Consider the following 21,717-nt stretch of genomic DNA (forward strand, 5'->3'; position numbering starts at 1 on the left):
CGCTGCCAGTCTGCACGAGCTCCTGGTTGGCCCCGAGGTGCGCGCTCGGGGAGGGGCGCAGGAAAGAGTCGCTGGGAAGCAGGATCGGCGTGTACGCATACCAAGACGACCCTGTCCAGGGGCGGGACGGTACCAGTACTGTGGTCCGGAGGCGCTATCGGCCTGTCATGCCTCACGAGGGCGTGTGCGGGCTCAGGACGCCGTCACGCATCACCATGACTCTGTCGCACACGGGTAGCAGGCGGTCGTCATGGGTGACCATCACGGTTGCCTTTCCCATCCTGTGCGTCTGGTCGGCCAGCAGGCGTGCCACCTCCTGGGCGCGGTCGGTGTCCAGGGCCGCTGTCGGCTCGTCGGCTAGAATAACTTCCGGGTCGTGGTAGAGGGCTACCGCGATGGCGGCTCGCTGCCTCTCGCCTCCCGACATCTGGCTCGGATACGCGTTGCTACGTCGGGTGATATCGAGCCGGTCGAGGAGGTAATCGCGCCGTTGACGGTCGGTGCTGCGACGTAGGACCCTGTCGTGCAGGGCGAGCTGGTCGGCCAGGGTCAGGAACGGGACAAGCCCTGAGGCCTGCAGGACAAATCCCAGGTGCTGTCGACGAAGCCGTGCACGTTTCTTCTCCGGCAGCCGGGAGAACGGTTTTCCAGCAATCTCTACCGTTCCCCGGGTTGGTGCGCGAAGACCCCCCATCACCGTGAGAAGAGTGGACTTTCCTGAACCGGAGGGCCCCAGGACGCCTAGGACCTCACCGGCCTCCACGACCAGGTCGGTCGCCCGCAGGGCGTGAATGGTCTCGTCACCCTGCTGAAAGTCTCGCGATACTCCCGCTAGCGATACTGCGGCACGGACACTGTCCCTGGTCATGTGATGGCCTCTACGGGATCAATTCTTGTTACGACCCGTACTGAGGCAACGCCTCCCAGAACTGATACGACGACGAATGACACGGAGATGGAGGCGTCAAGCCATGGCGACAGAAGAAAGGGAACAGCACCGGGAAGCAGGGGAGAGGTGCCCAGGACCAGCACCAGCCCCAGGACCACGCCAGAAGCCGCGAGGAGTGCTGTCTGAACGACACCAGACCGGACCAGGTAGCCTGTCGGGACACCTCGGGCCTTGAGGATCCCCAGAGCGGGGCGCTTCTGGAGCGTGAGCACGTAGAGGAAGATTCCCAGGACTATCGAGGCTACGACAACGAGGGAGCCGATCATCAAGGAGAAGGTCAGGATCTGAGCCGCGTATCCGGGCAGGGTCTGGACCAGCTCCTCGCTGGTCAGGCTGGTGATACCTGCCTCGGAGGCGGCTGCGTTCGCAGCAGGGTCCTGCGTCACGTCGGCAGTGAGAATAACGGCGCTGACAGCAGGGGAGAGGCCCGTGGGCGCGTGCTCCTGCAGGGAGGCAGCATCAACGGTGACCACGGGGGCGGCCTGAAAAGTCGTCCCTCGAGTCAGGCCGACCACGCTCCAGGTGTGCCGCGACCCCAGGAGATGGAAGGTGTCTCCGGTCGTCACGCCCTCGGCCTGGAGAGTCTCGTCGACCAAGACCTCAGTACCGGGATCGGCAATATCCCTGCCAGAGACAACCGTCGGTCTCAGTGGTCCGTCCAGGTCGACGCCGAAGGCGAAGACGTCAGTCTTGGGCCGTGCGTCCCCGCCGTCTTCGTTGTCCTCAAGGCTGGGCTGAGCCACGGCGGAGACCGCGACGAGCGAGGCGGCCTGCGCCCCGGCCTCCTCGGCCAGAGCTGAGGAGGCGGCAACCTGGGGGCTGGTCAGCCGTGAGGCTGAGATGTTCTCGTTGGAGGCCTCGGTGACCAGGATGGTGCCCGCGTCCCACCCGTCGACAACGGCCCTGTAGGAGTACGCCAGTCCCGAGGCAAGGGAGGCGAGGAAGAAGGTGAGGTAGGAGACCAGGGTGATCACGGCGACGATCAGCACAAAGCGGCCCGGCTCGTGGCGTATCTCACGAAGCGCAAGAAACATCGTAGCTCCCTCTGGGCAGGTTGGCCTGACGCGATGGCAGGTGACAGCGGCGGCTCGGGCACACGAGCGGTCATCGCAGCGTCACAGCGGTAGGTACCGTGGACCACTCATGCTAGTGCGGCCGTGCGAGCCACAGGTGCACGGCGGGTATCCGTTGGGCGTCCGTCAGGACACGACATCTGAGGGATGGACGCGGGGGACAGGACCTCGGCTCCGAAGATCCAAAAAAGGGTCAGACTCGGCGTCAACCGGAGTCACCCTGACTGTCAGGAAGGAGCGGTCACCATTCCGATAATGACATAATGTACATTATCGGAATGGCGGGCGGGCAGGGGGGTGGGCTCAGAGAGCAGGCGCACGGACTCGTCTCGCCTGGGTGGGCACCCGCTGCCAAGCCACCCGCGCGCAGCAAGATGACGGCGAGGAAGTGACGGCCTTGCGTCTCTCTGAGCGGATGGTGCCGTGGCGTCGCTGCGAGGTCGAGACGCCCGGGGCAACTGGCACCAGGCCGTCATTGCCGAGAGCGAACAGAGAAGATTGCGGCAAGTATGTGCGATAGATCACTAGGTGCACGCGTTACGGTAGTCGTACAAAGTTATGTTATTTCAGTTCCGGTGTAACGTCAGTGGTGCGTCGGTGGGCTGGCAGAGGTCTTGCCCTGCCAGGTCCCGTAGCAGTCCCAAGCCTGTCATCACTCACCCCTGAGTGGGGTGACAGGAAGGCGGGTTGAGTTGGACAGGCGATCTGCCTCACGCGGCCACGCCAGGTGGCCAGGGCTGTCTGGGGTGTCTTTTACGGCCAGGTAGCCGCGCGGCTACCTGGGACTGTGCGCTCTGTTGCCCTTGTGACCAAGAACGGACAGGTTCCAGGACCCCTGCGGCAGCCTCTGACGTCTGGCACCGGCCAGCCAGAAAAGAGGCCTCGGATGCTTTCCAGCACTACGTCTAGTATTTCGCCCTTTGGCAGGTCGTCAGCTACGTCTACGTCGGCCACCTCCCTCACCGTCCTGCAGACGGGCTCGGTCATCGTTGACGAGGCCCTCCCGTACCACCGCGACAGCGACAGTCCTCTCGCCTGGGCACACGTTGGTCGGGGCCGCAACCATCTGGTCGAGATCCCGGTGTCCTGCTACCTTGTCGAGGGACCCCACGGCCTTGTCCTTGTCGATGCGGGGTTCAGCATCCGCAACCGGACGCTGCTGGGCCAGATTGCCAATATCCGTTTTCAGCGTACCGTGACCAGGATACTCCTGCCGAGCGGTGCGGCCATCCACGAGCAGCTGGAGGAACGTGGCATCCGTCCGCAGGACCTGGACCTCGTAGTCATGAGCCACCTCCACTGCGACCATGTTGACGGCGTGACCCACCTCAGGGAGGCACCGCGCATCCTCGTGTCCGCACCCGAGTGGAAGGCGGGCAACACGGACCCCTTCCACTACCACCGCCACGAGTGGAGGGACGCGCGGATCGACACGTTCTCCTGGAACACTGTCGTCGGCCCCTTCGGGGCAGGATACGACATCTTCGGTGACGCAAGTCTCGTCATGGTGGCTCTGCCCGGGCATTCCCGGGGAATGTGCGCCACTGTCGTGCGGTCCCAGGACCAGCAGGTTGACGCCGGTCCCGAGACATGGGCCAGCGGTGCTGACGCCCCGGGAGCCTACGATCCCCGCAAGTTCGTGCTCCTGGCCGCCGACGCCAGTTACGGGCAGGCCTCCTACGCGGAGGGGCTGCGTCCCAGTGTCGTCGTCAGTGCCGACCAGGCGCAGCGCTCTCTCGACTGGGTGCGCTCCGTCAGGAAGGACCCGCGCTGCCTGGGCGTTCTCGCCAACCACGACCCCGATGTCCTTCCGGGGACCTGGCACCTCTAGCACGGAGCCTGCACACCGTCCGCACCTGGCCAGCCACAGATGTGGACCGTAGCCCTGGGGCAGTTGTCGCCAGACTCCTCAGCCGTGTCCCTCTCCTCAGCCGTGTCCCTGGAGCAGGCAGGAGCAGGTCCTAGAGTGGGCGCCGTGACTCAGCCTGTCCGTATCCGCTCCGCCGTCATGTCAGACTCCCCCGCTGTGCGCGAGATCCGCAATCGCGCCGTCCGGGAGTCACTGGCTATCTGGACCAGCCGTGAGCAGACACCGGAGGAGGCTGCTGCCTGGCTGGAACCGCAGGTTGCACGAGGTACCGCTCTTGTCGCCGTCGAGGACACGGACAGTGACTCGCAGGTCCTCGGGTTTGCCGTCGCCACGCCGTGGCGCAGCTATGAGGGCTATGCGCGCACGGTGGAGGACTCGGTCTACCTCTCCCCCGCCGCCCAGGGCCACGGCACGGGCGGTCGGCTTCTGGACGCGCTCGTCACGGCCTGTCAACGAGCGGGCGACCGGACCATAGTGGCAGCCATTGAGGCAGGAAACACTGTCTCTGTGCGAATGCACCAGCGCCACGGCTTTACCGTCGTCGGCACCATCCCCCAGGCTGGCGAGAAGCTCGGTCAGGTCCTGGACCTGACCCTCATGAGCCGCCAGCTACTTCCGGGGGCGGCCTCCGCTGCGGCTGGGCACCCCTAGTCCCCAGCTAGTCCCCCAGTGCCGTCCCGACGGCGCGGGCAGCCTGGATCCACTCGTGGTCGGCAGGCACATACTTGACGTGTCCGGCAACGTCCTTGAGTGGGACCAGGGCGGTGCCCTGCCCCCGGTCGGCGACCATGACCCCATAGCTGCCCTCGGCGATGGCACTGGCAGCGGCGACGCCCAGGCGAGTTCCCAGCATACGGTCCGCCCCGCAGGGCGACCCGCCTCGCTGCACGTAGCCCAGGATGGACACTCTGGCCTCCAGACCAGTGGCTGCCTCCAGCTGCTCAGCCAGGGTGAAGGTGTTGGCCCGGTGCGAGGCCTCCAGGGCCTTGACCCCGCGCTTGGCCACGGCCTTGCTCTCCGGTGAGGAGGCGTCCTTGACCAGCGCACGAGCGTGCTCCAGCTCCTGGTGGTCCGCCAGGCTCAGGGCGCCCTCGGCCACCGCCACGACTGAGAAGGTGGAGCCGTGTGCCCTGCGTCGTTCGATCTTGCTGGCGATGGCCTCCACCGAGTAGGGGATCTCGGGCAGCAGGATGACGTCGGCACCTCCGGCTATGCCGGCGCCTAGCGCCAGCCACCCGGCACGGTGGCCCATGATCTCGGTGAGGATGATTCGGTGGTGGGAGTGGGCGGTGGAGTGGAGACGGTCCACCGCCTCGGTGGCGATCTCCAGGGCCGTGGCGAATCCGAAGGACGTGTCGGTGTGGACGATGTCGTTGTCAATGGTCTTGGGCAGGTGGACGACGTTGAGGCCCGCGTCCATGAGCCTGCGTGCGTTCTTGGCGGTGCCGCCCCCTCCCAGGCAGACCAGGGCGTCAAGCTGGTCCTTCTCGTAGTTCTCGACGATGGTGGGCACCATGTCCCGGACCTCGCCGTCAACCAGCATACGGTGCACCTTGTCCCGACTGGTCCCCAGCATGGTGCCGCCAGTCGTGAGGATGCCTGACAGTGCCGAGGAGTCCAGGCTGGTGAAGCGGTTCTCCGCGAGTCCCCGCATCCCGTCACGGAAGCCGATCAGCTCCCACCCGTGCTCCTGGATGGCGGCCTTGCCGAGTCCCCGAATCGCCGCGTTGAGGCCGGGGGCGTCCCCACCCGCTGTCAGGATGCCGATGCGCTTGGTCATGGGCCAAGTATGCCGTGGTTCCGCTCCGCTGCGCAGTCACCGGCACGGTGCCCCGGCGTGACCTGTCGGGGCCGCTCCGGTAGGATCGACAGGGTCATCCGTCGGGGACCCAGGTCAGACGGCGTCGGGAACAATCCCGGGCACCTCCCTGTTGACGTCTCTGTGCCTGTGGGCCAAGGCACGGCAGCGGCGAGAGGAAGGCAGCACATGGCAGACCGAGCACTACGAGGTATGACCATTGGCGCGAAGTCGATGGAGTCGGAGGACGGCGTCGAGTTCGCTGAGCGGATGATGGTCAGGTATGAGTGTCCAGTCGCTCACGTCACCACGATTCCTATGTCCACTGAGGCAGAGGTGCCTGCCTCCTGGGAGTGCCCGGAGTGCGGCAGGCCAGCGGCCCGGCGCGGGGAGGATGAGGAGTCTGACGCTGAGGACCCTCGCAAGACCCCGCGTACGCACTGGGACATGCTGCTGGAGCGACGGGGGGTGGAGGAGCTCCAGGCCCTGCTGGACGAGCGCCTGGAGATGCTGCGCAGCGGTGAGGTCTACCGCGAGCGGCTGTAACGAGCTGCTCTCACTGCTTTCACCGTCCTGCCCATGGTCTCGCGCAGCTGCCTGCCACGCCTGGCCAGGCCCCAGCGTGTGACCAGCGCCAGCTCCTCGGTGAGGATACCTCTCGACAGCTTGGACTGTCCTGCCTGCCGCTCCACAAAGGTGATAGGCATCTCGACGATGCGGCCTCCGACCTCGTCAACGATCTTGGTCATGTTGACCTGGAAGCCATAGCCCAGGGCCTCGACCCCTCCCAGCTCCACCTTCTGGAGGAAGGAGGCACGGTAGACCCGGAACCCTGCTGTCGCGTCCTTGACGCGCATGCCCAGCATGGCGCTGATGTAGAGGTTGCCGGCGCGAGAGAGCACTACCCGCCTCGTGTCCCAGCCTTGGGTGGCCCCACCGGAGACCCAGCGCGAGCCGATCACCAGGTCTGGCTCGTCGGCCATCTGCGCCCTTTGGACAAGAAGTGCCAGGTCCTGTGCCCTGTGGGAGCCGTCGGCGTCCATCTCGACCAGCAGCTCGTAGCCAGAGGCCAGTGCCCAGGAGAAGCCGGCCAGGTAGGCGGGTCCCAGGCCGTTCTTGCCCGAGCGGTGCAGGACGTGGACGTGGTCGTCAGTCTGGGCGCAGTCGTCGGCGTAGTCGCCGGTACCGTCCGGAGAGCCGTCGTCAACGACAAGAACGTGCGCCTGGGGGACGTGCTGCCGGACTCCCTCCAGCGTGGTCGGCAGGGAGTCGATCTCGTTGTAGGTGGGAATGATGACAAGTGTCAGCACGAAGTGTCTCCAGAACGGCGCGTGGCTTGCAGGGCTGTGACGCAGGGTACGGAAGCAGCCCGGTCGGCAGCCGGGGTCTTACGAGCCCGGCCGTGGCACTGCCACCCGGTGGCGCGCCGCCTCCACCATACCCGCTAGGACCAGGATCGCCGACAGGCCGAGCACGCCACGCGCGGGCCAGTCACCGAGCCGGTCCGCGACAGTCAGTGAGCCGCGCAGTCCGACGTCTGCCACGAGGCTCGCCTGGGTGTACGGCTCAGTGACCTGCTGTACCACCCCGTCGGGAGCGATAACCGCCGTGTATCCCACGGTGGAGACCTGGACCAGGCTGCGCCCGTGGACGACCGCCTGGACCCGTCCCTGGGCGAGCTGCTGGGCCGCCTCGCCCGAGTGCAGGAAGGAGGCGTTGTTCGTGGGGATAATGATGGCCTGGCCGCCCTGGAGCACTCCGGAGCGCAGCGTGTCGTCGTAGGCGACCTCGAAGCAGATACCCATGGCCAGGGTGACCTCGCGGTCCTGGGCAGCGGCTGGCACCGTGAGGGTGTGGGGTCCGGTGCCAGGCAGCAGGTCAACGCTGACGCGGTCAACCTGGGTCGTCACCTGCCGCACCAGGTCACGGGCCGGGACGTACTCCCCGAAGGGGACAGGACGGTGCTTGCGGTAGTAGTCTCCGGCACCCTCCCCGGCGGTCCAGACGAGGACGTCGTTGTAGCGGACGCCGTCCTCATAGGGGACAGCCCCCAGGAGAAGGGGCGTACCGACGGCACGCGCCGCGTCGTCGACGACGACGGCGCTGGCAGCGTGGGAGCGGGGGTCCAGGTCGGCTGCGTTCTCCGGCCAGACGACCAGGTCGAGGGTGCCGGTGCCCGAGTCGGCTGCAAGCCGGTGCGTGGCCTCGGCATGGTTCGTGGTCACCTCCAGGGCGTGGGCGAAGGCGTCCTCAAAGTTCTCAGCCACGTTGCCCTGGACGGCACCGATGCGGACACTGCCCTCGTCCCGGGCCTGCAGCGTGGAGGAGGCCCAGGAGGCAGCAGCGCCGGGCGCCAGGACCAGCACCATGGCACCAGCAGCGCCAGCGAGTGCTGGAAGAGGGCGTGCGTGCCTGAGCCCGCCCAGGGCCTCAGCCCCGCAGGCACCGGCGGCGGCGGCCAGGAGGCTCAGGCCCAGGCTGCCGCCGTAGGCGGCTGTCGGCAGCATCGGCGCGTCTGCCATGGCAAAGGCCAGCCGACCGAAGGGGAACCCTCCCAGTGGCCAGGAGGACCGCAGCTCCTCCGCCCCCGCCCACAGGAGGGTAAAGACCACTATGCGGACCACCGCGCGCGCGGCGCCGGACGGGAGCCGACGGCCTCGGGCGGGTGAGCGAGTCCGGTCCGAGGCCGTCCCACCAGTGTCGTCCAGGATCGGTAGGCGGCTGACCGTGGCCCAGACACTGCCCAGAAGCGCCAGGTAGAGGGCCTCGAAGGAGACAAGAGCCCCCCAGCCCACGGGATTGCCCATGGCTACGGCGGTAAAATGCAGCAGCGGTGTGAAGAAGCCCACTCCGTAGGCCAGTCCGAGCCCGGCGCCTGCCCAGGCACCTCGTCCCCGGGTCAGGATCATGAGGCCGCCGGGACCCGCGACGGCAGCGGGCCACAGCCCCAGCGGAGGGAAGCCTGTCCAGGTGAGCACCCCTGCAGCCGTGGCCAGGAGCACCGGGAGCAGGCTCCTGACGTGCTGGGCTACACGCCGGACCATGCCACGACTCCCCTGTCCAGGTCCTGTGCCGCCTCGGCGGCACACTGGGACACGACCCTGACTGCCTGCGCCCGAGCCGAGTCCGCGGACAGGCTCGGCAGGGAGGCGACCTGGCTAACCACGTCCAGGATCTGCTTGCACCAGCGTACGAAGTCCCCTGCGGTCAGGTCGCCGCCGTCCATGATCTCAGCCAGGTCCGCGCCCTCGCACCAGGCCAGGACAGAGCCGGCCAGGGCAGGCTCTGACCCGGAGGAAGGTTCGATCCCTGCCAGCTGCTCCAGGTCGTTGACACGCCGGGCCACGTTGTGCTGGGCACGTAGCGCCTGGCCCAAAGACGATCCTGCTGCCACGGGCGGACCTACCAGTCGGGCTGGTACACGAGGCTCGTAGACGAAGGCGCTCAGCGCCGCCGCGAGTTCGCCGGAGCCCAGGCCCTCCCACACGCCGGTACGCAGGCACTCGGCGACAAGAAGATCCCGCTCAGCGTAGATCCGGGCCAGGAGCCTGCCCGCACTGGTGACACGCAGCTGCTCGCGCTGCTCCCCGGTCGGCTCCAGGTAGCCCAGATCGACCAGGATCTGGCACACAGCGTCGAACAGGCGCGCGATGGTACCGGTACGGGTCTCCACCCGGGCATGGAGCCGCTCGATCTCAGCGAGCTGCCTGGCCCACCTGCGCCCGGTACGAGCGTGCTCCTCCCTGTCCGGGCACCCGTGGCACGGGTGGCTGCGCATCTGCTGGCGCAGCTGGTCGATCCGGGCTGCTACGTCCCCCTGGTTTCCGTGGTCTCCGTGCCCACGCGCCCGGCCCGGATGTGAGCGGTGTGGCTGGCGCCCCGTCTCCAGCTCCCCCGCGCGCAGGGCGTGTCGCAGCCTGTTGACCATCTGCTCGCGGTCCCGGGCGTTGCGCGGGTCCGCTCGCTGATCCACCCGCAGCCGTCCGACACGCAGTACCCCCTGCGGGGAGGTGTCCGGGGTCAGGGTGTGTACGCGGCCGTCCTCACCCACGGCAGTCAGCGTCGGGGTACCGCTGCGGTCGGCACCGACCTCGAGCACGACTCCGTGCAGGTGACGACGACCCTTGCGGTAGGCCACAACGTCTCCCCTGCTCAATGAGGTCATCGTCCGTGCCGTCTCGGCGCGACGGGCGGCAGCCCCCTGCCGGGAGAGGTCGGCCTCGGCCTCGGCGATGTCCTGACGCAGGCGTGCGTACTCCCGGAAGTCACCCAGGGAGCAGGCCATAGCCTCCTCCAGGTCCTCAAGCCGACGGCGTTTCCGTCGAACCTGGGCTGCGATCTCCACCACGCTGCGGTCAGCCTGGAACTGGGCGAAGGAGGACTCCAGGATCTCTCGGGCCCTGGTCCGGGAGGTGCGGGCCAGGAGGTTGACTGCCATGTTGTAGGTCGGCCTGAACGCGGAGACCAGAGGGTAGGTGCGGCGTGACGCCAGGGAGGAGACGGTGTCCGGCTCGACGTCGTCAGCTGCCAGGACCACCGCGTGCCCCTCCACGTCGATGCCTCGTCGCCCCGCACGGCCGGTGAGCTGAGTGTACTCCCCGGGGCTGAGGGGGACGTGGGCAGATCCGTTCCACTTGCGCAGGGACTCCAGGACGACGGTCCGCGCCGGCATGTTGATACCCAGCGACAGCGTCTCAGTCGCGTAGACGACCTTGACCAGGCCGACGCTGAAGAGCTCCTCGACGGTCTCCTTGAACACCGGGAGCAGACCCGCGTGGTGAGCAGCGACGCCGCGCTCCAGGGCGTGTGCCCAGGCGTGGAAGCCGAGCACGTCCAGGTCCCTGGACGGGATGCTCGCAGTATGTCGCTCGATGACCTGGCGGATCTGCTCCGCCTCTCGCTCGGTGGTCAGGACGGTTCCAGCGGCCACGACCTGGGTGACAGCCTGCTCGCAGCCTGCCCGGGAGAAGACGAAGACGATGGCAGGCAGCAGCCGGGCACGCTCAAGTGCTGTCACGACAGACACACGGGAGGGAGGACTCAGGCGTGCACGGCGGACCCCACGGCTGTGCCCACGGTGCCGACCACGGTCGTGTCCGCTGTGTCCGCAGCCGTGCCCATGGTCCTGTCCCTGTTCTGCCCGGGAGGTGCCTACACGGTCACGACGTCTTCTCTCCCGTGCGGTACTGCCCCGGCGCTGCCCCAGGACCCTGCTGTCTCCTGCCCGCCGGGGACGATAGGCCCGGCCTGTCGGGGAGTACCCCGGGCTGCGGGAGTCGGTCTGCACGGTCGCGGTCCGGCGAGCGGCGGCCACCGCTGTGAGCAGCTCGGGGTTGATCTGGGGGCTGTCCTGTCCTGGCTCCTCCAGGGAGACGGATGTGGGGTGCTGGGAGCCCGGAGGGGCACCAGCGGAGGCACCGAGGTCCTCATTCAGGTCCTTGCTGAGATCCTCAGTCAAGTCCTCGACCGGGTCGGGTGAGTCGGAGGAGGCGTACAGGGGAAGAATGCGCCCCCCCACCATCATGTGCTGGGTGAGGGGCACAGGACGGTGCTCGGAGACCACGACCGCCGTCGGGCCTCGGACCTCCCCCAGCCAGGCACCGAACTCCTCAGCGTTGGACACGGTGGCGGACAGGGAGACCACCTGGACCTGCGGCGCCAGGTGGATCATCACCTCCTCCCACACCGGGCCCCGAAACCGGTCAGCCAGGTAGTGGACCTCGTCCATGACGACGAAGCCGAGCTGGTCCAGCTCGTGCGAGCCGGAGTAGAGCATGTTGCGCAGCACCTCGGTGGTCATGACAACGACTTGGGCGTGCGGGCTGACCGAGGTGTCACCGGTGAGCAGGCCGACACGCTCCGTCCCGTGGCGGTCGACAAGGTCCAGGTACTTCTGGTTGGACAGGGCCTTGATCGGAGTGGTGTAGAAGGTCTTGAGCCCTCGGGCCAGTCCCAGGTGGACCGCGAACTCACCGACGACGGTCTTGCCAGCCCCTGTCGGGGCGGCGACAAGGACGCCGTCACCGTCCTCCAGGGCAGCGCAGGCCTCCTCCTGAAAGTCGTCGAGCGGGAAAGGGCAGGTGGAGACGAACCGGGTCAGCTCAGTGCGCAGCGCTGCCTGGCGACGTCGGGAGTCGGCATAACGTTGTGCAGGCGACCTCATGAGCACTACCCTAGCGTCCCCCTGTCAGCGGCCCCTGCCAGGTCCGGGCCTCCTTCCGGGCAGGAGCAGTCAGTCGGCTGCCTAGGCGTCGGCCAAGGCGGCATCCAGCTCGGCGTCGAGCCGGGCGCGCCTGCGCTCCACACGCTTGTCGTGGCGCACGGCGATGAAGCAAGCTAGGAAGTACAGCCCGCAGATCGGCAGCGCCATGAAGATCATGGACCAGGGGTCCGGCAGCGGGTTTGCCACCGCCATGAGGGCGAATATCCCCACCACGGCCCACCGCCAGCCCTTGAGCAGGGTCCTGCCCCGTACCAGCCCCAGCTGGTTGAGCGCCACCATGAGCTCGGGCAGGAGGAAGGCCAGGCCGAAGACCAGGACCAGGCGCATGACGAAGGACAGGTAGAGGCTGGCGTCAATAAATCCGGTGGCGGTGACGAAGGAGGGGATAAAGCTGGTGAGGATCCACACGGCGTGCGGGAGGATGACGACACCGACGCCCACTCCCATGGTGAAGAGCAGGAGACCAGCCAGGCCGTAAGCCCAGGTGTACATCTTCTCCCTGCGGGTCATGCCCGGGCCGACGAAGGCCCAGAACTCGTACATCCACAGGGGTGAGGAGACAATGAGCCCCAGCCACAGGGAGACCCGGATCCGCATGTCGAAGGAGCCCAGCACCGTGTTGAAGTTGATGGCCAGGTTGGCGCCCCTGGCGTTGGCGTTCTCGATCGGGTAGGCGATGATGCTGAAGGCCCACTCGTAGGCCAGGTAGCCGGCGACCGCACCCACCAGGATTCCGATGACGGAGATGATGAGGCGGTTGCGCAGCTCTCGCAGGTGCTCCCCGACAGACATCCGCGCCTCGGGGTTGTCCTTGCGACTGGCCATGGAGACCCTGGGAAGCTTGGGCACCGCGTGAGTCCTCTGCGTGCTGGGGTAGGTAGTGCTGGCTCTGGGTTCACGCGGGCACCGTGCTCCTGCCGCACGGAGAGGGCACCTGCAGGCGGCTGCGCACAGGCACCCGGGACGTGTCTACCACGTCGCGGGCACAGTGTCCGCGTGAACCGGTCCGACTGACGGCTGCGGCTACTGGCGGGAGCCGGTCTCCTGGCCCTGCTGGCCAGTGGACTGCCCCGGCTGAGTCGGCTCGGTGAAGTAGGTGCCCTGCTGCGGCTGCTGAATCTGAGCGGTCGGCTCCCCGTCCTTGTCCTCGTCCTCGCGGAGGTCCCTGACCTCCTTCCGGAAGACCTTCATGGACTGTCCGACGCTCCTGGCGATATCGGGCAGCCGGTTGGCCCCGAAGATGAGGACGACGATGATGATGAGGACGACCCAGTGCGTAGGCCTCAAGGCTCCCATGGTTGTCTCCTGCCTCTGACGAACTCGCGCCCGCTTGCTCTGGCTGGTGCCCGGAGGCGACCGAGGTGCTGGCGTACCCGCATGCCGACGGGTCAGGCCGTGACGGACTGGCCTGAGCCAGGACCAAGCGAGGCAGCACGAGTCTACCGCTCGCCCGGCTGCGGCTCTAGCGCACCTCCTGTGCGTTCTGCCTCTGCCCTCTCCCCGTCCCTGGCGCCTGCCGTCAGTCCTCCCCGACCTGCTGCGCCGCCTCACCGACGTCACCACTGGCGTCAGTGGTGACGTTGCTGCTGACGTCGCTGCTGTGCAGGAGCCGGTAGGAGTCCAGTGCCCGGGTCGCAGACGCCACGGCCTCGTGCAGGAGCTCCTGGGGCTCGACGCTGACCAGGTGCGCTCCGCAGGAGAGGACCAGGCTGATCAGCCAGGCCTGGTCACGACCCTCCACCTCTGCACGGATCATCCCGTCAGACCGCTCCTGGACGCTGTCGCAGGGGACCTGCTCCACCAGCCAGCGACCGGAGGGGCGCAGGACCAGGACGGCACGGGGCAGGGACCGAGCCGTCGCACAACTTCTCCGGTCGGTAGCGTGGTCAGTGACGCGCACCGAGGGAGGGGTACGGGCCGCGACGGGAAGAACCGTGGCAGCCAGGACCCGGTCCAGGCGAAAGGTGCGCTCCGCCCCGGCAGACAGGCACCACCCGCGCAGCCTCAGATGGGTACCGTCGCTGGTGAGCTCGACAGGGTCGACGTCACGCTCGGAACGGGTGTCCGTGGCCGAGGCGTAGACCAGGTGCAGGCGACGCCCCCGGTCCAGCGCCTCACGCACCGCCGCCAGCACCTGGACTGAGTGGCTGACGCCGGGGTCCTCCGGCCGGTCCTGGCCTGCTGGCTGGGCGTTCACTCCTGGCCCGGGCGCCCAGGGACTGTCCGTGTCGTGGTGCTCCCTCTCCTTCCCGCCGGGCTGCTCAGAGGCCAGCAGGCCGGACAGGACCGTCTCGGTGGAGGTCAGCACCTCCGCTGCTGCGGCGTCTGGGGCAAGCACGGAGCGCAGGACGCGCACCGCCAGCAGCAGCGAGGTGGCCTCCGGGCGTGACAGGCGGACGGGACGGTCGAGCCCCAGGGGCTCGACCAGGCTGAGACGGCCCTCCTCGAAGCGCGCGGCGTCGAAGTCAACCAGGTCCCCTGGCATTCCACCGGGAAGCCCCGAGACCCACAGGGTGTAGACGTCCTGCCTGATGACAGCCGGGGTGACGCCAAAGTGCGCTGCGGCCTCCTCCAGGCTCGCCCCGTCGTGCCGGGCCACCCAGGCAGGCAGGGCCAGCAGGCGGGCCAGCCGCTGCGTCATCGGCTGCCGGGCCATCTCAGCACCCTCCTGGGCTCGCAGCCCCGTGCCCGGCCCGCTCCTGCTGGTGTGGGGGCCGTGCTCCCGGCAGGCCACCTGGCACCAGTGCCGCAGCACCGTGCAGGTGGGCCAGTACCATGTCGCGCAGCGGGGGCGGGTCCAGGACCAGGACGGCCTCCCCCAGTCCGGCCAGGCTCCCGGCGAAGGCGTGGGAGTCGTCGTAGCGCACGCGCAGCAGGTCGTAGCCAGCCAGGTGGGCGCAGGGGTAGAGGTCTGCCAAGCCAGCACCGCTGTGCCGCCGACGCTGTGAGGACCTCTGTGCCGAGGAGTCAGACAGGTGTCCGGAGGAGTCAGGCTGGGCCTGGCAGGCGGGGAGGTAGTCCACGGCCTGCGGTCTCAGGCTGAGCCCGCGGCCGGGGAGCAGGGCGAGCACCGCCTCGCTGGGTGCCGGCTCCTGCTGCGGCGTGGCAGGGGTGAAGGCCTGGCTGCCGCTGACTACCGCCACCTCGCCGCGCAGGCGTGCCAGGCGGAAGGTCCGGTACTCGCCGGTGCCCGTCTCCACGCCGTCGAGGTACCAGGCACCGTTGCTCAGACGCAGCCGGTGGGGCTCGACAGTGCGGGAGCGGGTGGCGCCCGAACGGGCCGAGAGGTAGTCAAAAGCCACCCGCCGCCGCTCGTCGATGGCGGCGACAAGCGTCTCAGGAAGCTCCTTGCCCACCAGGTCGGCGCTCAGGCCGGGCAGGGGAGGCTCGTCTGCCCCCTGGGCCGGCCGACTGACGGCACGCAGCTTGGTGAGCGCGCGCCGGGCAGTGTTCGGGAGCCAGCCGTCCTGCCAGGCCGAGGCGGCCAGGTCCAGCGCGGCCACCTGCTCCGGCTCCAGCCTCAGCGGGGGCAGCACGTAGTCCAGGTCCTCAATGCGGTAGCGGGTCTCCTCCAGGCTGCCCGTCGTGGTCAGGGCGATGCCCAGGTCACGCAGCGTCTCCTTGTCCCGCTCCAGCTTACGGCGGGCAGAGTCCGGGCCCGTGGCGTCATAGCCGGGCACCTTCCGGAGGATCTCGCTGGTCGTCATTCCCGTTGCCGTGCTGCGCAGGGTCACCACGAGGCTGACCAGGCGTTCCTCGGGGCTGTGCGGTGGGGTGCTGTCCTGGCTCACGGCACCCAGCGTAGAGGGTGGGGCGGCTGCTGCTGCGCTGCCACAGGCTGGTCGCTAGGCTGGCACCCATGATGTGGCGCGACGGCACCGTGCTCAGGCTGCTGCGGACCTGGGGCTCCTCGCCCCTGCGGTGCGCCCTGGTCGAGGCGGAGATCTCGGCGGCTCCTGCGGGTGCTCGTGGGCTCCTGCCCGGTGCGCGGGTACGTGCCCTCGCCTACGAGGCGGTCACGGGGCTGCCGGGCACCGGTGAGCGCTTGCGCCTGGAGGTCTCCGCCCTGGACCGAGCCCTGGGTACGGGCGGGCACGCCATGGTCTCCTCCCGTCCCGACGTGCTGCCGCCGGACTCGTCGTCCCAGGGGCACCTGGTCAAGGCTCGCTACATGCCTGACCAGGTCATGGTCACCGGTGTCGACGAGCAGGGAACGGCGCACCACCGGCTCCTGTCATCTCCCGTCGGCACTCTCACCCTGGAGGGAATGCCGGTGGTGGTCGCGGACCTCCACTCCAGCCTGCCTGCCGTGCTGGCGGGCCTGCGCAGCCCCGGCAGCACGGCGCAGAACACCCTGGCCGCGCCCGTCCCGGACCTAGAGGCACCTGCACGGGTTGTCTACGTCATGACCGACGGGGGTGCCCTGCCCCTACCCTACTCACGCACGGTACCCGCCCTCGTGGAGGCTGGCTGGCTGGTCGGCACGGTCACCGTCGGCCAGGCCTGGGGCGGCCAGGTCGAGGCCGTCTCTGTCCACAACGCCCTGCTCGCGGCCCGCCACGTCCTAGGTGCTGACGTCACCGTGGTCACCCAGGGGCCAGGCAACCTGGGCACGGACACGCCCTGGGGCTTCTCCGGCACCGCCTGCGGCGAGGTCGTCAACGCTGCCGCAGTCCTGGGAGGTCACCCAGTGGCCTGCCTACGGGTCTCCCAGTCGGACCCGCGACAGCGGCACCGAGGTGTCTCCCACCACTCCATGACCGCCTACGGGCGGGTGGCGCTGGCCGCCGCCGACGTCGTCGTCCCCCGGCTGGAGGGTAGCCTTGGCGCCCAGGTGCTGGAGCAGGCCCGGGCGCTGGCCGCCCCCCGGGCCGGGGCCTGCACGCACCACCTGGTGCAGGTCGCTACCGACGGGCTGGTTGCCGCGCTCCACCACGCCCAGCAGGAGACAGGCACCACTCTGTCCACCATGGGCCGAGGACTGGAGGAGGACGAGGCCGCCTTCGTGGCGGCTGCAGCGGCGGGCCGCCACGTCCGTAACCTGCTGGTCAGGCGGGAGGCTGCGGACGGAGCCGGAGTCTGGGCCCAGGCACGACGGCAGGAGACCTGAGCAGGTGAGGCAGCACGTGCGGCAAGGGCAGCGGGTCACCGGGCCGTCCAGGCACCCGGTGGCCTTGTAGCAGGCGGTGTAGCAGGCGGTCAGGTCATGAGGACGTCGGTGACACGTCCCTGGGTGTCGCGGGTGACAAAGAGCGTGTAGTGGTGGCCAACAGCGTCAGTCACCTGGTAGCTCGTGGTCGCTCCGCTAGTGCGGCGGCTCAGGCTCCAGCCCGGCATGAGGGCTACCAGCCCCTCCAGGGACCAGTCAATGTCGTCAGCAGCCAGGACGTAGCGGGCCAGGGAGGGGAAGAGCCGCGACAGTGTGGGCTCGGGGACGGGGACGGACGGCCCCTGGAGCAGGAACACCTGGCGGGAGCCGCCGCTGCCCACCGCTCCCGAGTAGTACATGGCCCCGGGGCCGAAGACCACGCTCGCCAGCATCCCCACGTCGTGGCTGAGCGCCTCGGCAGCCTCAACCGGGTCCTGGTCCTCCCCGACCTGGTAGCCCACCTCCTCCTGCTGAAGCACCTTGATGCCGTGGGACGCGCCGAACTGGTGAATCCGGGCCGCAGCGGGGTCAGGACCCACGTAGGGCGCAAAAGGAGCCGCAAAGCCCCACACGAGCGACGGGGGCGTCACCGCGACAGAGGCCAGGAGCTGTGCCTGGGCACGGACCTCGCCTCGTGGGGAGCAGAAGGTGATACGACGTTCCAGCAGGTCGGCCTCCCACTGGTAGTCCTTGCCCAGCCTCCTGCCCAGGACCTCTGTGAGAGCCTCCTGACGAGCCAGGGCGTAGACTGCCGCGCGCTGGCTGACGCGACGAAACTGGGCGATCACGGCCCCAACGCTAGCAAGACATTACGAGAAAGTTACGACACTGTCCCCGACCGTGTGCCCCGCTGCTGCGCAGGCATTCCTAGACGCTCATTCCTTGACGCTGCGCGGCACTGTCCACGTCGGCTGCGGCCCAGCCAGCCGCAGGTCCCGGGGCGCCCCCGGGGAACCAGCTCGGCTGCACCGCCCGGGCTCGGCTAGCCTGTGCCCTATGAAGAGCTTTGAGGACCTGTTTGCCGAGCTGGAGCACAAGGCTGCCACCCGCCCCGAGGGCTCGGGCACGGTGGAGGAGCTGGACCGCGGCGTGCACTTCATCGGCAAGAAGCTCGTCGAGGAGGCCGCTGAGACCTGGATGGCCTGCGAGCACGAGACTGACGAGGCTGCCTGCGAGGAGATGAGCCAGCTCCTCTACCACCTCCAGGTCATGATGGTCGCCAAGGGCTACACGCTCCAGGACGTCTACCGCTACCTGTGACACCCCGCCCAGGTCCTACCGCCCCTCCCCGTCCTCTCCCACTTCCCGCTCCGCCCGTCGTGTCGGCGTCCCGACAGCCCGGCTGCCGCGCCCACGCCGTCCCAAGTAGTCAGGATCATTGTGCTGCGTATCGCTGTCCCCAACAAGGGCTCGTTGTCAGAGCCCGCCGTCACCCTTCTCACCGAGGCCGGCTACCGCACCAGACGCTCCGGCCGCGAGCTGGTAGTCCTCGACGAGGCCAGCGAGGTCGAGCTGTTCTTCCTGCGTCCCAGGGACATCGCTGTCTACGTGGGTCAGGGGACCGTCCACGCCGGCATCACTGGACGCGACCTGCTCCTGGACTCCGGTGTGGACGCTGTGGAGCACCTGCCCCTGGGTTTCGCCCGCTCCACCTTCCGGTTCGCCGCACCTGCGGGAACGATGTCCACGCTGGCTGACGTCGCGGGAAAACGGGTCGCCACCTCCTACGACGTCCTGGTGAGCCAGTACCTGGAGTCCCAGGGCGTCCAGGCCCAGACCGTCCACCTGGACGGTGCCGTGGAGTCCTCGGTGTACCTGGGAGTCGCCGACCTCATCGCTGACGTCGTCGAGACCGGAACCACCCTGCGAGCCGCAGGCCTGGAGACGTTCGCGGACCCGATCCTCACCAGTGAGGCTGTGCTCATCACCACCCGGCAGCTCCAGGACGAGCCGGGGCTGGCCACGTTGGTACGGCGTCTCCAGGGAGTGCTCAGGGCGCGCACCTATGTCCTGGTGGACTACGACGTCCCTGCCGACAGGCTGGACCTGGCCGCGCAGATCACCCCGGGTATCGAGTCCCCCACCGTCTCACCGCTGCAGAACCCCGAGTGGGTCGCGGTGCGTGCCATGGTGCCACGCAAGGAGGCCAACCGTGTCATGGACGAGCTCTACGAGGTGGGCGCGCGCGCCATCCTGGTCTCCTCGCTCCTGGCCTGTCGGCTGTAAACGCTATCGTGCGTAGGCCTCAGTCCTGTACCAGGGGGTCACAGACGGATGCCACCTCGGTGGCGGTGGGTCCCAGCAGGTTGTGGGTCTCCAGGAAGCCCAGCATCTGTGCCACGCTCTGGCTGGACAGCGCCCCTACCGGCGTGTCTGCTCCGGGACGGATCAGCTCTGCGGTGGCGACGGCGACCTCGCGGGCGTCAGCAGCACGTGTGGGGTCGGCCAGGTCAGGCACGTAGTCCCTGGTCGCGGACACGGCGCCGTCAGGGTCGTCGACGAAGGCCTCCATACCCGCCACCGAGGCACCGACCAGCCGGGTGAGCTCCTCCCTGCGCTCGTCAAGAACTGCACCCGTGGTCACCACAGACGCCCCGACAAGGGGGACCTCCTCAGCGACGGCCACCGTGCGTACCTCCGTCCCCGCCTGGGGGATCTGGACGGCCTCGTTGTTCGAGAAGCCAATGATGGCGTCTACCCGGCCGCCAGCCAGGGCAGCCTGCTGGGTGTAGCCGATCTCCGTGATGGTGACGTCATCCTCGCTGAGGCCAGCAGCGTCCAGGGCGACCTGGAGCGCGTACCAGCTCTCCCCGAATCGTCCCGGTATGCCGATGCTCCTGCCCGCAAGGTCGGCAGGTGTGGCAACAGGGGAGTCCTCCGTCACGATGATGCAGGCAGGGTACACCTGGTAGAACCCGCCGACCACCACCAGGTCTGAGCCGTTGGACGCGGCGACGACAGCCTCGTCAGCACCCGCGACAACCACCTGCTCGCTGCCTGCGGTGAGCGCGTCAAAGAGCCCCTCGCTGGCACCGTGGTGGCGCAGGCTCACACCGGGGTCATAGTGCCCGTCCGCCAGCGCCATGTAGAAGGGGGCGAACTGGATGCTGGGCGTGTAGGTCAGTCCGATCACGAGGCTTCCCGCCCCGGGCGAGGCAGTAGCGCCCGCGCCGGGTCGGCTGGCCGTGTCGTCAGCACAGGAGGCGAGGGCCGCCGTTGCAGGCAGGAGGCTGGCAATACCGACCAGGCGGCGACGGGTGGTACGGTGACCGGTGATGGCGGGACTCGTACCGGGGGTCGTGTCGGGGGTCATGCTGTCTTCTCCGGGTAGATGGGTCCGTCAGGTGTGTGCACGCCTGCGCGCTGCCTCGTACGTGATGGCTTGCTGCGAGCCTCTCCTCTCACGTGGCACGGCGCCCGCGCAGCGCGCTGACGGTGCGGCTGCGCCGCTCCAGCTCGTAGAGGAGCCAGTGGATTACCGAGGCCAGGGCGCACAGCAGGACGATCGTGGCGAACAGCCCCGTGGTGTCCACCGCGTCGCGCTGGGAGGACAGCGCCATGCCCAGTCCCTGACCGCCCATGACCATCTCGCCGACCACCGCACCGGTCACCGACAGGGTGAACCCGGTGCGGAGACCCGACAGCACGGCTGGCAGCGCCATGGGCAGCTCGATGTAGACCACCATGGACAGCCCGTGAGCGCCGTCGAGCCGGGCTGCGTCAACCACGTCGGCGTCAAGGCCCCGCAGTCCCAGCAGGACGCTGACGGTGATGGGGAAGAAGACCATGAAGGCGCACAGAAGCACCACGGGGAGTGTCCCGTAGCCCACCCACAGCACGAGCAGGGGTGCCAGCGCCACGACGGGGACAGCCTGGCTGGCCGCGACGTAGGGCAGGACCGCCCGGGAGAACAGGCTCCAGTGGTGCAGTCCCCAGGCCAGCGGCAGGGCACAGGCCGACGCGGCCAGACATCCCAGCAGGGCCTCGCGCAGCGTGACCCAGGCGTAGCCCAGGAGCCCGGCCTCACGCACGGACAGCCACAGACGCTGCGCCACCTCAGACGGGCCGGGCAGGAGCATCTGGGGCACCGTGCCGGAGGCCGTCGTGACGTACCAGGCCACAAGGATGGCAAGACCCAAGGCCAGGCTGGGCCACGGACCACGGGAGAATGGGCGTGCGTACCCTCCTCCGGGCTGAGGAGGGTCCACAGGCTCCGCACGACGTGCTGACGCCCTCGGCGCTGCTGGTGCTAGCAGCGTGGTCAGGGTGGCCACGGCTTCCTCCCTCCTGGCTCGTCCGGGGGCGGGCGCTCCCCGGGAGATGCTTCCGGGAAGAGGAAGGGGATGGGGCACTGACCGGTGCCCCAGGCCAGCTCGTGCGCACCGCAGACCTGCTGCTGTGCGCACTGAGACCACCGTGTGCGGGCTCGTCCGCGCCTCGTGCCTCCTCCCATCCGGACTCTTACCGTCGGTACCGGAGTTCCACCGGTTCAGCCAGGTGTACCGGCCCGCTCGGACCGGCTCCCGGGTCGCGGACTGTCACCGCCGACTCGGACTTTCACCGACCCCGGAGCACGTGCTCGCACGGAGGTTATCCGACTGTGCGAGTCAGGACAAGCCGACGGCGCGGCACGGACCGGTGCGGGAGCCAGGGGC

At 68.6% G+C, this 21,717-nt stretch carries 19 protein-coding genes and 1 riboswitch; of the genes, 6 read left to right on the forward strand and 13 right to left on the reverse strand.

From position 1 onward, the window contains the following. Window positions 1–172: 172 nt before the first annotated feature. The gene (locus CWS50_RS06020; RefSeq protein ID WP_127842057.1) at window positions 173–868 is read right to left on the reverse strand and encodes an ABC transporter ATP-binding protein; all 696 of its coding nucleotides are present in this window, start codon (window positions 866–868) and stop codon (window positions 173–175) included. Next, window positions 865–1,983 carry an FtsX-like permease family protein gene (locus tag CWS50_RS06025; RefSeq protein ID WP_127842058.1) on the reverse strand — a complete coding sequence of 373 codons (1,119 nt, stop codon included), beginning with the start codon at window positions 1,981–1,983 and terminating at the stop codon, window positions 865–867. Before CWS50_RS06025 ends, CWS50_RS06020 begins: the two co-directional genes overlap by 4 nt. A gap of 925 nt (window positions 1,984–2,908) precedes the next feature. On the opposite strand from CWS50_RS06025, the gene CWS50_RS06030 reads away from it, so the two are divergent. Then, window positions 2,909–3,853, forward strand: coding sequence for an N-acyl homoserine lactonase family protein (locus CWS50_RS06030; protein ID WP_127842059.1), 945 nt, complete (start codon window positions 2,909–2,911; stop codon window positions 3,851–3,853). A 144-nt stretch (window positions 3,854–3,997) separates the two neighbouring features. Continuing rightward, on the forward strand, window positions 3,998–4,543 hold the full coding sequence (locus CWS50_RS06035; RefSeq protein ID WP_279221967.1) for a GNAT family N-acetyltransferase: 546 nt from the start codon (window positions 3,998–4,000) through the stop codon (window positions 4,541–4,543). Between the two features lie 7 nt (window positions 4,544–4,550). Here CWS50_RS06035 and CWS50_RS06040 read toward each other — a convergent pair whose 3' ends face one another. Then, window positions 4,551–5,672, reverse strand: a complete 1,122-nt coding sequence (locus CWS50_RS06040; RefSeq protein WP_127842060.1) for a 6-phosphofructokinase — start codon at window positions 5,670–5,672, stop codon at window positions 4,551–4,553. 207 nt (window positions 5,673–5,879) lie between these two features. Here CWS50_RS06040 and CWS50_RS06045 point away from each other — a divergent pair, with 207 nt between their 5' ends. Continuing rightward, window positions 5,880–6,236, forward strand: a complete 357-nt coding sequence (locus CWS50_RS06045) for an RNA polymerase-binding protein RbpA (RefSeq protein ID WP_127842061.1) — start codon at window positions 5,880–5,882, stop codon at window positions 6,234–6,236. Here the strand turns inward: CWS50_RS06045 and CWS50_RS06050 are convergent. The 7 genes from CWS50_RS06050 to CWS50_RS06080 all read right to left on the reverse strand — a co-directional run bounded on the left by CWS50_RS06050 (window position 6,218) and on the right by CWS50_RS06080 (window position 15,704). After that, window positions 6,218–7,000 carry a polyprenol monophosphomannose synthase gene (locus tag CWS50_RS06050; RefSeq protein WP_127842062.1) on the reverse strand — a complete coding sequence of 261 codons (783 nt, stop codon included), beginning with the start codon at window positions 6,998–7,000 and terminating at the stop codon, window positions 6,218–6,220. The two genes, CWS50_RS06045 and CWS50_RS06050, sit on opposite strands and share 19 nt — an antisense overlap. 78 nt (window positions 7,001–7,078) lie before the next feature. Then, complete coding sequence (lnt, locus tag CWS50_RS06055) at window positions 7,079–8,734, reverse strand: apolipoprotein N-acyltransferase (protein WP_127842063.1); 1,656 nt, start codon at window positions 8,732–8,734, stop codon at window positions 7,079–7,081. Continuing rightward, window positions 8,719–11,853, reverse strand: a complete 3,135-nt coding sequence (locus CWS50_RS06060) for a DEAD/DEAH box helicase (protein ID WP_127842064.1) — start codon at window positions 11,851–11,853, stop codon at window positions 8,719–8,721. The genes lnt and CWS50_RS06060 overlap by 16 nt, the downstream gene beginning before the upstream one ends. An 81-nt stretch (window positions 11,854–11,934) precedes the next feature. After that, the gene (gene tatC, locus CWS50_RS06065) at window positions 11,935–12,762 is read right to left on the reverse strand and encodes a twin-arginine translocase subunit TatC (protein WP_127842065.1); all 828 of its coding nucleotides are present in this window, start codon (window positions 12,760–12,762) and stop codon (window positions 11,935–11,937) included. 174 nt (window positions 12,763–12,936) lie between these two features. Further along, a complete protein-coding gene (tatA, locus tag CWS50_RS06070; protein WP_127842066.1) occupies window positions 12,937–13,209 on the reverse strand; it encodes a Sec-independent protein translocase subunit TatA in 273 nt (90 codons plus the stop codon). Between the two features lie 223 nt (window positions 13,210–13,432). Next, window positions 13,433–14,569, reverse strand: a complete 1,137-nt coding sequence (locus CWS50_RS06075; protein ID WP_127842067.1) for a helix-turn-helix transcriptional regulator — start codon at window positions 14,567–14,569, stop codon at window positions 13,433–13,435. A gap of 1 nt (window position 14,570) precedes the next feature. Further along, window positions 14,571–15,704, reverse strand: a complete 1,134-nt coding sequence (locus CWS50_RS06080; protein WP_243118478.1) for a helix-turn-helix transcriptional regulator — start codon at window positions 15,702–15,704, stop codon at window positions 14,571–14,573. A gap of 68 nt (window positions 15,705–15,772) precedes the next feature. Between CWS50_RS06080 and CWS50_RS06085 the strand changes: the two genes are divergently transcribed. Then, window positions 15,773–17,023: a DUF3866 family protein gene (locus tag CWS50_RS06085; RefSeq protein ID WP_127842068.1), complete on the forward strand. Its 1,251-nt coding sequence runs from the start codon at window positions 15,773–15,775 to the stop codon at window positions 17,021–17,023. Window positions 17,024–17,112: 89 nt separating this feature from the next. On the opposite strand, the gene CWS50_RS06090 is transcribed toward CWS50_RS06085, so the two are convergent. Continuing rightward, window positions 17,113–17,850: a DUF6882 domain-containing protein gene (locus tag CWS50_RS06090; protein ID WP_127842069.1), complete on the reverse strand. Its 738-nt coding sequence runs from the start codon at window positions 17,848–17,850 to the stop codon at window positions 17,113–17,115. A gap of 208 nt (window positions 17,851–18,058) precedes the next feature. Between CWS50_RS06090 and CWS50_RS06095 the strand changes: the two genes are divergently transcribed. Together CWS50_RS06095 and hisG are read left to right on the forward strand one after the other, a co-directional pair. Further along, window positions 18,059–18,322, forward strand: a complete 264-nt coding sequence (locus CWS50_RS06095) for a phosphoribosyl-ATP diphosphatase (RefSeq protein WP_127842070.1) — start codon at window positions 18,059–18,061, stop codon at window positions 18,320–18,322. 120 nt (window positions 18,323–18,442) lie between these two features. Beyond that, the gene (gene hisG, locus CWS50_RS06100; protein WP_127842071.1) at window positions 18,443–19,288 is read left to right on the forward strand and encodes an ATP phosphoribosyltransferase; all 846 of its coding nucleotides are present in this window, start codon (window positions 18,443–18,445) and stop codon (window positions 19,286–19,288) included. Between the two features lie 19 nt (window positions 19,289–19,307). Here the strand turns inward: hisG and CWS50_RS06105 are convergent, their stop codons facing one another. Together CWS50_RS06105 and CWS50_RS06110 are read right to left on the reverse strand one after the other, a co-directional pair. Beyond that, entirely contained in the window at window positions 19,308–20,375 is a 1,068-nt protein-coding gene (locus CWS50_RS06105) for an ABC transporter substrate-binding protein (RefSeq protein ID WP_127842072.1), read from the reverse strand. 88 nt (window positions 20,376–20,463) lie between these two features. Beyond that, window positions 20,464–21,201, reverse strand: a complete 738-nt coding sequence (locus CWS50_RS06110) for an ABC transporter permease (protein ID WP_423243487.1) — start codon at window positions 21,199–21,201, stop codon at window positions 20,464–20,466. A gap of 298 nt (window positions 21,202–21,499) precedes the next feature. Next, window positions 21,500–21,639: riboswitch (FMN riboswitch) on the reverse strand. Window positions 21,640–21,717 lie beyond the last annotated feature (78 nt).

The organism is Actinomyces wuliandei (genome assembly GCF_004010955.1).
In the GTDB taxonomy this organism is placed as follows: Bacteria; Actinomycetota; Actinomycetes; order Actinomycetales; family Actinomycetaceae; genus Actinomyces; species Actinomyces wuliandei.